This is a genomic window from Bacillus sp. FSL K6-1106, from assembly GCF_038005245.1.
Lineage (GTDB): Bacteria > Bacillota > Bacilli > Bacillales > Bacillaceae > Bacillus > Bacillus altitudinis.
The window spans coordinates 309272-324151 of record NZ_JBBOSV010000001.1; the positions used below are offsets into that span (position 1 = coordinate 309272).

Annotated in this window: 16 protein-coding genes; 15 read left to right on the top strand and 1 reads right to left on the bottom strand. The window is 42.6% G+C overall.

The features are described from left to right. Nucleotides 1-3: 3 nt before the first annotated feature. The 6 genes from MHI20_RS01610 to spoVM all read left to right on the top strand — a co-directional run bounded on the left by MHI20_RS01610 (nt 4) and on the right by spoVM (nt 5142). Complete coding sequence (locus MHI20_RS01610; RefSeq protein ID WP_058337362.1) at nt 4-774, top strand: Stp1/IreP family PP2C-type Ser/Thr phosphatase; 771 nt, start codon at nt 4-6, stop codon at nt 772-774. After that, nucleotides 768-2723, top strand: coding sequence for a Stk1 family PASTA domain-containing Ser/Thr kinase (gene pknB, locus MHI20_RS01615; RefSeq protein WP_025207318.1), 1956 nt, complete (start codon nt 768-770; stop codon nt 2721-2723). Before MHI20_RS01610 ends, pknB begins: the two co-directional genes overlap by 7 nt. Nucleotides 2724-2735: 12 nt before the next feature. Beyond that, the gene (gene rsgA / locus MHI20_RS01620; protein WP_340936413.1) at nt 2736-3632 is read left to right on the top strand and encodes a ribosome small subunit-dependent GTPase A; all 897 of its coding nucleotides are present in this window, start codon (nt 2736-2738) and stop codon (nt 3630-3632) included. A gap of 3 nt (nt 3633-3635) precedes the next feature. Then, a complete protein-coding gene (rpe, locus tag MHI20_RS01625; protein WP_017367226.1) occupies nt 3636-4286 on the top strand; it encodes a ribulose-phosphate 3-epimerase in 651 nt (216 codons plus the stop codon). Between the two features lie 59 nt (nt 4287-4345). Continuing rightward, on the top strand, nt 4346-4990 hold the full coding sequence (locus tag MHI20_RS01630) for a thiamine diphosphokinase (protein ID WP_268355688.1): 645 nt from the start codon (nt 4346-4348) through the stop codon (nt 4988-4990). A 71-nt stretch (nt 4991-5061) separates the two neighbouring features. Then, a complete protein-coding gene (spoVM, locus tag MHI20_RS01635; protein WP_008354550.1) occupies nt 5062-5142 on the top strand; it encodes a stage V sporulation protein SpoVM in 81 nt (26 codons plus the stop codon). Nucleotides 5143-5211: 69 nt separating this feature from the next. On the opposite strand, the gene rpmB is transcribed toward spoVM, so the two are convergent. Further along, entirely contained in the window at nt 5212-5400 is a 189-nt protein-coding gene (rpmB, locus tag MHI20_RS01640; protein ID WP_003212514.1) for a 50S ribosomal protein L28, read from the bottom strand. A 271-nt stretch (nt 5401-5671) separates the two neighbouring features. On the opposite strand from rpmB, the gene MHI20_RS01645 reads away from it, so the two are divergent. The 9 genes from MHI20_RS01645 to fabG all read left to right on the top strand — a co-directional run bounded on the left by MHI20_RS01645 (nt 5672) and on the right by fabG (nt 14880). Further along, complete coding sequence (locus MHI20_RS01645; protein WP_008344871.1) at nt 5672-6034, top strand: Asp23/Gls24 family envelope stress response protein; 363 nt, start codon at nt 5672-5674, stop codon at nt 6032-6034. 15 nt (nt 6035-6049) lie between these two features. Beyond that, nucleotides 6050-7723, top strand: a complete 1674-nt coding sequence (locus tag MHI20_RS01650; RefSeq protein ID WP_017367228.1) for a DAK2 domain-containing protein — start codon at nt 6050-6052, stop codon at nt 7721-7723. A 149-nt stretch (nt 7724-7872) separates the two neighbouring features. Further along, on the top strand, nt 7873-8535 hold the full coding sequence (sdaAB, locus tag MHI20_RS01655) for an L-serine ammonia-lyase, iron-sulfur-dependent subunit beta (protein ID WP_017367229.1): 663 nt from the start codon (nt 7873-7875) through the stop codon (nt 8533-8535). A gap of 20 nt (nt 8536-8555) precedes the next feature. Beyond that, nucleotides 8556-9458 (top strand): L-serine ammonia-lyase, iron-sulfur-dependent, subunit alpha, encoded by a 903-nt coding sequence (sdaAA, locus tag MHI20_RS01660; protein ID WP_024720342.1) that lies wholly within the window; start codon nt 8556-8558, stop codon nt 9456-9458. Next, nucleotides 9436-11484 carry an ATP-dependent DNA helicase RecG gene (recG, locus tag MHI20_RS01665; RefSeq protein WP_072367275.1) on the top strand — a complete coding sequence of 683 codons (2049 nt, stop codon included), beginning with the start codon at nt 9436-9438 and terminating at the stop codon, nt 11482-11484. Before sdaAA ends, recG begins: the two co-directional genes overlap by 23 nt. Nucleotides 11485-11596: 112 nt before the next feature. After that, nucleotides 11597-12163 carry a transcription factor FapR gene (gene fapR / locus MHI20_RS01670; protein WP_008344859.1) on the top strand — a complete coding sequence of 189 codons (567 nt, stop codon included), beginning with the start codon at nt 11597-11599 and terminating at the stop codon, nt 12161-12163. Between the two features lie 15 nt (nt 12164-12178). Then, nucleotides 12179-13177, top strand: coding sequence for a phosphate acyltransferase PlsX (plsX, locus tag MHI20_RS01675; RefSeq protein ID WP_100324972.1), 999 nt, complete (start codon nt 12179-12181; stop codon nt 13175-13177). A 15-nt stretch (nt 13178-13192) separates the two neighbouring features. Next, nucleotides 13193-14137, top strand: coding sequence for an ACP S-malonyltransferase (gene fabD, locus MHI20_RS01680; RefSeq protein WP_046343522.1), 945 nt, complete (start codon nt 13193-13195; stop codon nt 14135-14137). After that, nucleotides 14137-14880: a 3-oxoacyl-[acyl-carrier-protein] reductase gene (gene fabG, locus MHI20_RS01685; protein WP_008344855.1), complete on the top strand. Its 744-nt coding sequence runs from the start codon at nt 14137-14139 to the stop codon at nt 14878-14880. Before fabD ends, fabG begins: the two co-directional genes overlap by 1 nt.

Sequence of the window (14880 nt, forward strand, 5' to 3'; positions counted from 1 at the left end):
CGAATGTTGATAAGGGCAGCCTTTCAAACCGATACAGGAAAAGTCCGTCAGCATAATGAAGATGATGCAGGTATTTTTGAAGCAAAAGAAGACACACTTCTAGCTGTTGTAGCAGATGGAATGGGAGGTCATCTTGCTGGTGATGTAGCCAGCAAGATGGCAGTTTCTTCTTTAAAAGAATACTGGCAGGAAACATCTTCAATTCCAAATAAACCAGCCGATCAAGAAAATTGGTTAATCTCAAAAATTAGCGACATTAATGACCAAGTATACGAACATGCGAGAAACAATGAGGAATGCCAAGGAATGGGGACGACCATCGTTTGTGCGCTCGTTCATTTGCAAACGGTCACAATTGCCCATATTGGTGACAGCCGCTGCTACTTGCTAAGAGAAGGCGCGCTGACCCAATTAACAGATGATCACTCACTAGTGAATGAGTTAGTGAAAACAGGAGAAATTTCAAAAGCGGATGCAGAATATCATCCAAGAAAAAATGTGCTGACCAAAGCGTTAGGAACAGATAAACACGTTCAAATTGATGCACGAACTTTTGAAGTGGATCCAGGAGATCAAATTTTGCTTTGCTCAGACGGATTATCGAATAAAGTAGAAGAAGAACATTTGATTCAGATTTTATCGCAAACAACCGCACCAGATGAAAAAGTAACAGAGTTAGTTCAAACAGCGAATGACAACGGCGGTGAAGATAACATTACAGCAGTACTGTTAGAAATCTCCTCCCAAACAGAGGAGGGTGACAGCAAGTGTTGATCGGAAAAAGGATCAGCGGCCGTTATCAAATTCTTCGCGCCATAGGCGGAGGCGGAATGGCCAACGTTTATTTGGCGGAGGATATGATTTTAGATCGCGAAGTGGCGATTAAAATTTTACGGTTTGACTTTGCAAGCGATGATGATTTTATTAGACGGTTCCGGAGAGAAGCGCAATCAGCAGCCAGCTTAGATCATCCGAATATTGTCAGTATCTACGATGTAGGAGAAGAAGATGACATTTATTATATTGTCATGGAATATGTCGAAGGGATGACGCTGAAAGAATACATACACGCCAATGGACCGCTTCATCCAAAAGAAGCCGTTCGCATCATGGAGCAAGTCGTTGCGGCGATGGAAGAAGCCCATGCGAAACAGCTCGTCCATCGAGACATTAAGCCTCACAATATATTAATAGACAACTTGGGGAATATCAAAGTCACTGATTTTGGTATTGCCATGGCGCTTAGCTCAGCGACCATTACCCATACGAATTCTGTTCTTGGCTCCGTGCATTATTTGTCCCCAGAGCAAGCGCGCGGCGGTCTTGCAACGAAAAAGTCAGACATTTATTCACTTGGTATTGTTCTTTATGAGCTGATTTCAGGACGCATGCCATTTGAAGGAGAATCCGCTGTCAGTGTCGCACTTAAGCATTTGCAATCAGAGCCGCCATCTGTGAGAAGGTGGAATCCTTCTGTACCACAAAGCGTGGAGAACATCATCTTAAAGGCGATGGCCAAAGATCCATTCTATCGATACGAAGATGCATCTGAAATGCAAAAAGACTTAAAAACGGCTTTTGACCCTGCAAGACTAAAAGAAAAGCGCTTTGTCATTGAAGAAGATCATGAAGCAACAAAAGCCATTCCTATTATAAAAGACCATCAAGTCGATCAAGACAATGAAAAAACAGCCGTCCACCCGGTTCAAAAACCAAAGAAAAAAGAGAAACAAAAACCGAAGAAAAAACGGAAAAAATGGCCGTGGATTGTAGCGTCGATCTTATTTGTTTTGACGGCTGCGACCATTTTAGCGATCACGGTCTTCCCAGGATTACTCTTTCCAAAGGATGTAGAGGTGACCGATGTTTCTGGCATGACGGTTGAAAAAGCGGAAGATACCTTGAAGAAAGCCGGATTTACCGTCGCTTCTGAACCCATTGATATTGCCGACGAGAAGATTGAAAAAGGGCTGGTTGTCAAAACAGACCCTAAAATCGGAACAAAGGTAAAAGAAGGGACAGAAATTCAACTTTATCAAAGTACAGGTAAAGAAAAAACCGAATTACCTGATGTAACAGGTGAAAAGGTCGAGAAAGCAAAAGAACTATTAGAGAAAAAAGGGTTTAAACAGGTTGTTGTAGAGGAAGTGAATGATAATGACACAGAATCAGGCATTGTCATGGAACAGAAACCTTCTGCGAATACAGAACTTGTCGCAGCAGATGAAGAAGTCACATTGACCGTCAGTATAGGCCCTGCCGATATTACCTTACGGGATTTAACGACGTATAGTAAACAGGCCGCATCAAATTATCTAGAGGATAATGGACTAAAGCTAGATGAAAAAGAAGCATATTCTGACGATGTGCCAAAAGGTGAGGTCATGAAGCAGGAACCGGGAGCGGGGACAGCTGTTAAACCTGGTGATACGGTTAAAATTACGTTCTCTCTTGGCCCAAAAGAGAAACCGGCTAAAACGGTGACTGAAAAGATTGCGATCCCGTATGAACCAGAAACAGAAGGACAAGAAATGAATGTTCAAATATCTATTGATGACGCAGAACATAGCATTTCTGATTTATATGAAACCTTTAAAATCACTGCGCCCACTGAGCGAACGATTAAATTTAAGATAGAACCTGGTCAAAAAGGATACTATCAGGTGACAGTGGATGATAAAGTAGTAAGCTCCAAAACGATTGAATACCCTGATGATGAATAAAGGAGGGACTTTATGCCTGAGGGCAAAATTATTAAAGCATTAAGCGGATTTTATTATGTGCTGGATGAGTCTCTAGAAAGTGGCAAAGTAATTCAGTGTAGAGCAAGAGGGATTTTTCGTAAAAACAAAATAACCCCGCTTGTTGGAGATTATGTCGTCTATCAAGCAGATAACGATAAGGAAGGCTATTTGCTGGAAGTAAAAGAGCGGACCAATGAGCTGATTCGCCCGCCTATTAGCAACGTTGATCAAGCGGTGCTCGTTTTCTCAGCAGCAGAGCCGACCTTTAGTACATCGCTGTTAGACAGATTCCTAGTGCTTGTTGAAGAGAGTCAGATTGAACCGATTATCTGCATCACAAAAATGGACTTGCTGAAAACAGAGCAGGAGCGAGAAACGATTCAAGCCTATGCAGAAGACTATCGCCAAATTGGATACGACGTTCATTTAACATCGACGATCGAAGGAGATGGAATTGAAAAGCTGACCCCGCATTTCCATCACAAGATTACTGTATTTGCAGGTCAATCAGGTGTAGGGAAGTCTTCTCTCTTAAATGCGATGAGTCCTGATTTAGCACTGAAAACAAATGATATTTCCTCCCATCTTGGCAGGGGGAAACATACAACAAGACATGTGGAACTCATTCAAACGGCTGAAGGGCTCATTGCCGATACACCAGGATTTAGCTCGCTTGAATTTACAGGTATCGAAGCGGAAGATTTAGGGCTCTATTTCTTAGAAATCAGAGAGAAGAGTGCAGAATGTAAATTCAGGGGCTGTTTGCACGTAAAAGAGCCTGGATGTGCGGTAAAAGAGGCGGTAGAACACGATCGCATCAGAGAGTATCGCTATCAGCATTATTTAGAGTTTTTAACTGAAATTAAAGACAGAAAGCCGAGGTACTAAATCATGGTTTATATTGCCCCATCCATTTTATCAGCCGATTTTGCCAATCTGGAGAAAGATATCCGTGATGTGGAACAAGGTGGAGCGGATTATATTCATATTGATGTGATGGACGGTCATTTTGTGCCGAATATGACATTTGGACCAAATGTAGTGGAGGCGATCAGGCCGCATACAAAGCTGCCGCTCGATGTTCACTTAATGATTGAGCAGCCAGACCAGTATATCCCTGCATTTGCAAAAGCGGGCGCTGATATTATTTCTGTTCATGTTGAGGCGTGTCCACACTTACATCGCACGATTCAGCATATAAAAGAACAAGGTGTCAAAGCAGGGGTCGTTTTAAACCCGCACACACCCGTTTCTCAAATCGCGCATGTATTAGAGGATGTTGACCTTGTCTTATTCATGACGGTGAACCCTGGTTTTGGAGGACAGGCGTTTATTCCTTCTGTTCTCTCAAAGGTAAAAGAAGTAAAGACACTTAGTGAACAAAAAGGCTTAACTGATTTACTCATTGAAATAGATGGCGGTGTCAATGTAGAGACAGCAAAGAGCTGCAAAGAAGCAGGCGCTAATCTACTTGTTGCCGGCTCAGCGGTATATGGGAAAGACGACCGCGCGGCGGCCATTCAGGCCATTCGAGAAGCATAAGAAAAAGAACCAAAGTCATTGTGATCTTTGGTTCTTTTTCAATGGAGAGGAGCGTAATCATGCACATACATATCGTAGCCGGCGGTCCTTTTGCGTACATCCCGCCGCTTGATCATGGAGCATCTGAGGAGGACATTCTCTGGGTCGGCGTAGATCGGGGAACCCTTTTCTTACTAGAGCATGGCATTGTACCTGACAGAGCATTTGGTGATTTTGATAGTGTGACAGAAGAAGAGCTTCATGAACTGAAAAAGAAATTGCCTGCACTCAATCTATTTCAGGCAGAGAAAGATGAAACGGATTTAGAACTTGCGCTGAACTGGTCTTTGCGTCAGAATTCAGCACATATTCAAATTTACGGCATCACAGGCGGAAGAGCAGATCATTTTCTTGGGAATATCCATCTCCTTTACAAAGGCATTCAGCACAAACAGAGCATGACCCTTGTAGATAAACAAAATATCATTCAAATGTTTGGACCTGGTACATACGAAATCAAACAAGACCCGGATAAAAAATATGTGTCGTTTTTGCCCTTCGGTACATCGGTTGAAAAGCTGACATTAAAAGGTTTCAAATATCCTCTGAAAAATTGTCATATTGAGCCTGGTTCCACACTATGTATTAGTAACGAACTCATCCACTCAAATGGTACTTTTTCTTTTCATGAAGGCATATTAATAATGGTAAGAAGCAAAGATTGACCAACCTATCAATGTGGATGGCTGATTAAGCTCAATTGTGCTGCAAGCGGTACTTTTAGGAGGGGGACAAAATGAAATTTTATACAATCAAACTGCCTAGATTTCTTGGCGGCATTGTCCGTGCGATGCTTGGTTCATTTAAGAAAGATTAATGAGTAATCTCCTTTATTTCCACATAAAAACGCCTGCTACAGTTAAATGTAGCAGGCGTTTACTCTTGCTTATACACGCTCAACTTTACCAGATTTCAAAGCTCGAGCTGATACATATACTCTTTTAGGCTTACCGTCCACTAGAATACGAACTTTTTGAAGGTTCGCGCCCCATGTACGTTTTGTAGAGTTCATTGCGTGAGAACGGTTGTTCCCAGCTTTTGTTTTTCTGCCTGTAATAACGCATTTACGTGCCATTTGTTTCCCTCCTAACTGCGAAAACATCATCATATTCTTCATATACGTACTTAGAGATGCCTCAAGATACTTTAATAATTTACCACAGCTTCAAGGGGTTTGCAAGGATTGTTTACTCCTCTTTCAAGAAAAATACCTTGACATCTTGATAAAAAATCAAGGCTATAGTATAAGTAGGATTGGGTCGGATTGAATGATTTCTTTTAAAAAGAAGGGTCTTATAGTAAAATAGTGATAACTCAGGGCAATTTCTCAAAAAGGGGGAACCAATGTGTCCATTGAACTTAGAACGAAATACGGACAAATTGATATATCAAATGAAGTCATTGCAATGGTGGCAGGAGGCGCTGCGATCGATTGCTATGGTATTGTTGGCATGGCGTCCAAAAATCAAATAAAGGACGGCTTGACGGATATTCTCCGCAAAGAGAACTTCAGCCGGGGTGTTCTTGTGCGTCAAAAAGAAGATCGCATTCATATTGATATGTACATCATCGTCAGCTACGGTACAAAAATATCAGAAGTCGCACATAATGTTCAAACGAAAGTCAAATATACGATTCATCACACGATTGGACTTTCAGTTGACTCAGTCAACATTTATGTACAAGGAGTAAAAGTTACGAACCCGTAGTAAGGAGGAAATATATTGTCTATTAGAAATCTGGGTGGCCGCTCATTTGCAAAAATGATTCTTGCAGGTGCTCACCATCTTTCTCAAAACGCACAAATTGTTGATGCGTTAAATGTTTTTCCAGTGCCAGACGGAGACACGGGGACAAATATGAATTTGTCAATGACTTCAGGGGCAAAAGCAGTTGAAGAAACAAATACCGATCACATTGGTAAGGTCGGGGTGGCTCTGTCAAAAGGGCTGTTAATGGGGGCAAGAGGAAACTCAGGTGTGATCCTGTCTCAGCTCTTCAGAGGTTTTAGCAAAAATATAGAACAAAAAGAAACAATTGATGCAAAAGAATTTGCGCTTGCCTTGCAGGCCGGTGTTGATACAGCATATAAAGCCGTCATGAAACCGATTGAAGGAACCATCTTAACGGTTGCAAAAGACGCAGCAAAGAAAGCGGTTGCTGTTTCAGCAACAGAAGACCAAATCGATCGTGTGCTTGAATTAACGATTGAGGAAGCAAGAGCATCACTAGACCGCACACCAGATCTCCTTCCTGTTTTAAAAGAAGTCGGCGTTGTAGATAGCGGCGGTAAAGGACTTCTTTGTGTATATGAAGGTTTCCTTGCTTCATTAAGAGGAGAAGAGCTTCCTCCTAAAACGGCCTCTTTGCCAACATTAAAAGAATTAGTGAGTGCAGAGCATCATAAAAGTGCACAAAGCCATATGAACACAGAAGATATTGAATTTGGCTATTGTACAGAATTTATGGTGAAATTTGAAGAAGACAAACAGTCCTTTGACGAAAATGCCTTCAGAGAAGAATTAAGCGAATTCGGAGATTCACTTCTTGTGGTATCTGATGATACGCTTGCAAAAGTTCATATTCATGCAGAGCAGCCAGGAGATGTCTTATCATATGCACAACGCTACGGCAGCTTGATTAATATGAAAATTGAAAACATGAGAGAGCAGCATAGCTCGATCGTCAATGAAGAAAAAGATCACTCGCCTGCTGCACCAAAAGCAACAGCTGCTGAAAAACAGCGTTTTGGAGTAGTGAGTGTCGCAATGGGAGAAGGGATTGCTGACTTGTTTAAAAGTATCGGAGCATCCGTCGTCATTGAAGGCGGACAGACAATGAATCCGAGCACAGAAGACATTGTCAAAGCAATTGATAGCATTCATGCCGAAACCGTCTTTATCTTACCTAATAATTCTAATATTGTCATGGCAGCTAAACAGGCGGCAACTGTCTCAAGTCGTGAGGTCGTTGTTATTCCGACAAAGACCGTTCCTCAAGGAATGTCGGCACTTCTTTCTCTAAATGAAGCAGCTTCAAATGAAGACAATGAAGCAGCGATGTTAGAAGCGATTGATCATGTGAAAAGCGGCCAAATTACCTTTGCAGTGAGAGATACCCAAATTGATGGGATCGACATTGCCAAAGGGGATTATATGGGCCTATACAATGGAAAAATCACCTTAACAGCTAAAAATCAATTAGATGCAGCAAAAGAGCTTTTGACCCAAATGGTGACAGAAGATGATGAGATTGTCACAATCATCAAAGGGGAAGATGCATCATCTGATGAGATGGAAGCTTTAGAAGCATATATTGAAGAAACATTTGAAGATGTAGAAGTTGAAGTCCACGATGGAAAACAGCCGCTTTATTCATATATTTTGGCTGTTGAATAAAGAAAGAAGGGCACATGAAGCCCTTCTTCTTCTTTTGCATTTTTTTACTATGTGTTCATCGGTGAAATGAGTTGCGGGAATCGAATGAATCCATTAGTCTAAAGGGAGTAACAAACCAATCTGTGATTGGTGATGAGAGGGGAAGACCTATGAAATTTAGAAGTGTGTTTGATATTATTGGGCCCGTCATGATAGGTCCATCAAGTTCGCACACGGCGGGTGCGGCTCGTATTGGAAGAGTGGCTCGCAGCTTGTTCGGAAGAGAACCGAAACGAATTACTGTATCGTTTTATGGCTCTTTTAAAGATACGTATAAAGGACACGGGACAGATGTAGCCATTATCGGCGGTGTTCTTGACTTTGATACATTTGATGAACGAATTAAAACAGCGATCGATATTGCAAAAAGCAAAGAAATCGACATTGAGTTTAAAGAAGAAGATGCGGTACCAGCGCATCCAAATACAGCAAAAGTAGAAATTTCAGATGCGAATGGAAGCCTTGAATTAATCGGGATTTCCATTGGCGGAGGTAAAATTGAAATCACAGAATTAAATGGCTTTGAACTGAGACTCTCAGGGAATCACCCAGCCATTCTTGTGGTTCATAACGACCGTTACGGGACGATTGCAGCAGTTGCCAATGTGTTAGCGAAATTCGCCATCAACATTGGTCATATGGAAGTGGCACGTAAAGAGGTCGGGCAAGAAGCACTCATGACGATTGAAGTGGATCAGAATATTGACCCAGCGGTTTTAACAGAGCTTGAGACGCTGCCAAACATTATTCAAGTCACACAAATTGCAGAGTAACAACAAGGAGGTTATGTATGATGTTTAAAAACGTCAAAGAACTCGTGCAGCTAACAGAAGAACGGAATACCTCCATTTCAGAAATTATGATTACTCAAGAAATGGAAGTGACAGGGAAGTCACGTGAAGACATTTTCTCGCAGATGTACCGCAACCTAGAAGTGATGGAACAGGCCGTTGAAAACGGACTGAAAGGTGTGAAATCATTATCTGGTTTAACAGGCGGGGATGCGGTGAAACTTCAAGCATATATCGCATCAGGCAAAACATTGTCTGGTCATACCATTTTAGATGCTGTCAGTAAGGCAGTGGCAACAAATGAAGTGAACGCAGCAATGGGAACGATCTGTGCAACGCCTACAGCTGGCTCAGCAGGTGTTGTGCCAGGAACGCTCTTTGCGGTGAAAGAAACATTAAAGCCAACAAAGGAACAAATGGTCAGATTCCTATTTACATCTGGTGCATTTGGTTTTGTTGTCGCCAATAACGCAAGTATCTCTGGTGCAGCAGGCGGCTGTCAGGCAGAAGTAGGATCTGCATCAGGTATGGCAGCAGCAGCCATTGTAGAAATGGCAGGCGGTACGCCGCAGCAATCCGCTGAAGCCATGGCCATCACCCTAAAAAATATGCTAGGTCTTGTTTGCGATCCAGTCGCAGGACTTGTGGAAGTGCCATGTGTGAAACGCAACGCAATGGGCGCTTCTAATGCGATGATTGCAGCAGATATGGCACTTGCCGGCATTACAAGCCGCATCCCTTGTGATGAAGTCATTGATGCGATGTACAAAATTGGTCAAACGATGCCAACCGCTCTTCGTGAGACTGCACAAGGCGGACTTGCTGCAACACCGACAGCAAGAGAGCTTGAAAAGAAGATTTTCGGAGGTGTGACCTCATCTCGTGATACAGAAATTGCAAGATAAGATCTCTGCCTTGAAAGGGATTGGAGAAGAAACAGAAAAAACACTAAATGAACTTGGAATCTACACAGTAGCCGATTTACTCGGCTACTTTCCTTATCGATATGACGACTATGAGCTTCGCAACTTAGAAGAAGTCAGGCATGACGAACGTGTCACAGTTGAAGGAAAAGTGCACAGTGAGCCCGTTCTCACCTATTATGGAAAAAAACGAAGCAGGCTGACATTCAGGCTGCTTGTCGGTCGTTTTTTGATAACAGCCATATGCTTCAATCGCCCTTATTTAAAACGAAGTCTTGTTTTAGGCGATACGGTATCCGTCACAGGGAAGTGGGATAAAAACCGTCAATCCATTATGGTTCAGGAATTTAAAAAAGGAACACACGAACAAGATGGCAGTATAGAACCTGTTTATTCAGTCAAAGAAAATGTAACCGTGAAGATGATGAGACGATTTGTAAAACAAGCGTTGTCACTCTATGTAGACCATGCAGAAGATCCACTGCCAAAACAGCTTGTAGCTGCTTATAAACTCATGTCTTATCAAGAAGCACTAAAGACCATTCATCTCCCTGAAACGAGAGACTCGCTCAAGCAAGCAAGACGACGCTTCGTGTACGAGGAATTTCTCATCTTTCAGCTGAAGATGCAGGCGATCAGAAAAAAAGAAAGAGAAAAAACATCAGGCATCCAGCATCCGTTCTCAAAAGAGGCGGTCTTTGAGTTTGTTCATAGCCTGCCGTTCCCGCTGACAAAAGCACAATCAAGAGTGCTGGATGAAATTATGTCAGATATGGCATCCCCGTACCGGATGAACCGGCTTCTTCAAGGGGATGTTGGATCGGGGAAAACAGCTGTAGCGGCAATTGCCCTTTATGCCGCTCATTTATCCGGCTTTCAAGGTGCGCTGATGGTGCCAACTGAAATCTTGGCTGAACAGCATGCCGATTCACTGTATCAGCTATTTGAAAAATGGGGGCTAAATATTGCTCTTTTGACGAGTTCAGTGAAAGGAAAGCGCCGCAGAGAACTGCTTGAACGTCTGAAAGAGGGAGATATTGATATTTTAGTCGGCACGCATGCCCTTATCCAGGACGAAGTGGAATTTCAGCAGCTTGGTCTTGTTATTACAGATGAACAGCACAGGTTCGGCGTGGAACAGCGGAAAAAACTGCGAAGCAAAGGGCAGGACCCAGATGTTTTGTTTATGACCGCAACGCCGATTCCAAGAACGCTTGCCATCACAGTATTTGGAGAAATGGACGTTTCTGTCATTGATGAGCTACCAGCCGGCCGAAAGCAGATTGAAACGTATTGGGTGAAGCATGACATGCTTGAGCGGATTCTTGCTTTTGTTGATAAAGAGCTGAGAAAAGGTAGACAAGCGTATATTATTTGTCCACTTATAGAAGAATCAGACAAACTGGATGTCCAAAATGCGATTGATGTTCACAGCATGCTGACAGAGGCGTATCGCGGAAAATGGTCGATCGGCTTAATGCACGGGAAACTTGCAAGTGATGAAAAAGATCAAGTGATGAGAGATTTCACTTCCAATGAAGTGCAAATCCTTGTGTCAACGACAGTTGTTGAAGTTGGAGTCAACGTGCCAAATGCGACCATCATGGTCATTTATGATGCGGACCGTTTTGGACTGTCACAGCTTCATCAGTTAAGAGGCCGGGTCGGACGCGGAGAGCATCAATCTTTTTGTATTTTAATGGCGGACCCTAAATCAGAGACCGGTAAAGAGCGCATGCGGATCATGTCTGAAACAACGGATGGCTTTGAACTGTCTGAAAAGGACTTAGAACTAAGAGGCCCTGGCGACTTCTTTGGCAAGAAACAAAGCGGAATGCCTGAATTTAAAGTGGCAGACATGGTTCATGACTATAGAGCGCTTGAAACCGCTAGAAAAGATGCGGCAGAGCTCGTGCAGTCTGAAGCCTTTTGGACAGAACCTGAATACAAAGAACTTAGGCAAACACTCGTAGACAGCGGTGTGCTAGGCGGAGATAAATTGAGCTGATCAAGTGCTGGAGGAATTTTCTTGTCTTTTTGAAACAAGGATTGATTTATCATCTATGAGATTATATACTACTATTAGTACCTAGTCATAAATGTACGGATGGTGTCTGCATATGAAACTAAATAAAAAAGAACGACAAAGGCTTCTCCAGCAAACGATCAGCTCGACTCCGTTCATTACTGATGAAGAATTGGCAAGTAAGTTCGGTGTAAGCATTCAAACAGTTCGTCTTGACCGTTTGGAGCTGTCAATCCCTGAATTACGCGAACGAATTAAGCACGTGGCCGAAAAGACATTAGAGGATGAAGTGAAGTCTCTTCCGCTGGATGAAGTTATTGGAGAAATGATTGATGTAGAGCTTGATGATCAAGCGATTTCCATTTTTGAAGTAAGAAAAGAGCATGTATTCAGCCGTAACCAAATTGCCAGGGGACATCATCTTTTTGCCCAGGCAAATTCGCTGGCAGTAGCCGTCATCGACGATGAACTGGCTTTGACAGCAAAAGCAAATATTAAGTTTACAAGGCAGGTCAAACAAGGCGAAAGAGTCGTCTCAAAAGCCAAAGTTGCCTCACATGATAAAGAAAAAGGCAGAACCGTAGTTGAAGTAAACAGCTATGTAGGTGAGGAAGTTGTCTTCTCAGGCGATTTCGTCATGTATCGCTCAAAACAAAAGTAAAAGGTGGCACATAACATGAGAATTGCAGTCGATGCAATGGGGGGAGATCATGCCCCTAAAGCCATTATTGACGGTGTGCAAAAAAGCTTAGAAGCATTTTCAGATATCGAGATTACACTAGTCGGCGATGAAAGCAAGATCAAATCATACATAACAAATCATGAACGCATCACGATCTTAGATGCAAAAGAAGTCATTGAACCAACGGATGAACCAGTGCGTGCAGTGAGACGTAAAAAGGATTCTTCTATGGTGAAAATGGCGCAGGAAGTTTCAGAAGGAAGAGCAGATGCCTGTATTTCAGCTGGAAATACTGGGGCACTCATGACAGCAGGCCTGTTTATCGTAGGCAGAATTGATGGCATTGACAGACCAGCACTTGCTCCGACGTTGCCAACACTTGATGGCAGCGGGTTCTTATTATTGGATGTCGGCGCAAACGTTGATGCAAAGCCAGAGCATCTTGTGCAATATGCCATGATGGGATCTATTTATGCAGAGCATGTCTTCCCGAAGAGCAATCCACGCGTTGGACTTTTAAATGTCGGGACAGAAGATAAAAAAGGCAACGATTTAACGAAAAAAACCTTTGAATTATTAAAAGCATCAAATTTGAATTTCGTAGGAAATGTAGAATCGCGTGATTTATTAGAGGGTGTAGCTGATGTCGTTGTCACAGATGGTTTCACGGGGAATATCGCCCTTAAAACGATCGAAGGCACAGCCCTTTCTGTTTTTAAAATGCTGAAAGAAACCTTAACATCCAGTTTCACAGCTAAAATAGCAGCAGGTATGATGAAGCCAAAATTAATGCAGATGAAATCTAAAATGGATTACTCCGAATATGGTGGTGCCGCATTATTTGGTTTAAAAGCACCCGTTATTAAAGCGCATGGTTCCTCTGATGAAAATGCGATTTTTCATGCCATTCGTCAGGCGCGCGACATCGTTAAAAAAGACGTTTCAGCTATCATTCATCAAGAAGTTCAAAAAGAAGACACGAATGAGTCGTAATGGAGGTAGAGCAGCATGAGTAAAATTGCTTTTTTATTCCCAGGCCAAGGCTCTCAAAAAATTGGCATGGGAAAAGATTTATTTGACCAAGAAGCAGCATCTAAAGCTGTGTTTGAAGAAGCAGATCAGACCCTTGGTTTTGATTTATCTTCAATGATTTTTGAAGGAGATGCAGAAGAACTGACGCTGACATATAATGCACAGCCAGCTCTTTTAACGACAAGCATCGCGATCTTAAAGAAGTTTGAAGAGAGCGGAATCAAAGCAGATTATGCAGCAGGGCACAGTCTGGGTGAATATACAGCCCTTGTTGCAGCGGGAGCTCTTTCGTTTAAAGATGCCGTTTTCGCAGTGAGAAAGCGCGGCGAATTAATGAATGAAGCCGTTCCAGCAGGAGAAGGCGCAATGGCGGCGATTCTTGGCTTAGACCAAGCAGCGCTTGTAGAAGTGACAAAAGAAGTGACAGAAAGCGGTCATCTTGTAGAACTTGCGAACTTAAACTGTCCGGGCCAAATCGTCATCTCTGGTACAGCAAAAGGTGTGGAACTTGCATCAGAGAAAGCGAAAGAAAAGGGCGCAAAACGTGCAATTCCACTTGAAGTGAGTGGACCTTTCCATTCTGCATTAATGAAACCAGCAGCTGAAAAATTCACAGATGTATTATCTAAATTAGACATTTCTGATGCCGCGACGCCAGTGATTTCAAACGTAACAGCAGACATCGTGACATCACGTAATGAAATTGAAACGAAGCTGATTGAACAATTGTATTCTCCTGTTCGATTTGAAGAAAGTGTAGAACGCCTGATTGACTTAGGTGTGACAACATTTATTGAAATTGGTCCTGGTAAAGTGCTCTCAGGTCTTGTGAAAAAAGTCAATCGCCGCCTGACGACCATTTCCGTATCAGATCAAGAAACAATTGAAGCAGCCATTCAAACACTCAAGGGGGATTCTTGATGCTTACAAATAAAACAGCTGTTGTCACAGGTGCATCTCGCGGTATTGGTCGTTCGATTGCGATCGATTTGGCGAAAAAAGGTGCCAATGTTGTGGTGAACTATTCAGGCAACGAAGCAAAAGCAAATGAAGTCGTAGATGAGATCAAAGCACTTGGCCAGCAGGCTTTTGCTGTCAAAGCGGATGTGTCAAATGCAGAAGAAGTACAGGCATTAATGAAACAAGCCGTTGATACATTTGGTTCAATCGACATTCTTGTGAATAATGCTGGAATTACAAAGGACAACCTGCTCATGAGAATGAAAGAAAATGAATGGGATGATGTCATTAACATAAACTTAAAAGGTGTCTTCAACTGTACAAAAGCTGTGACACGTCAAATGATGAAACAGCGCAGCGGAAGAATCATCAATGTAGCATCTGTTGTCGGCGTTTGCGGAAACCCTGGACAAGCAAACTACGTTGCAGCAAAAGCTGGTGTGATCGGTTTAACGAAAACAACAGCGAAAGAGCTGGCAAGCCGTCATATTACAGTCAATGCCGTAGCACCAGGCTTTATTTCTACTGATATGACTGACAAGCTTGATGAGAATGTTCAAACAGAAATGCTGAAGCAAATCCCGCTCGCACGCTTTGGTGCGCCTGAAGATATAAGCAACGTTGTTGTCTTTTTAGCTTCAGAAGGAGCAGGTTATATTACAGGCCAAACCATCCAAGTGGATGGCGGAATGGTTATGTCCTAA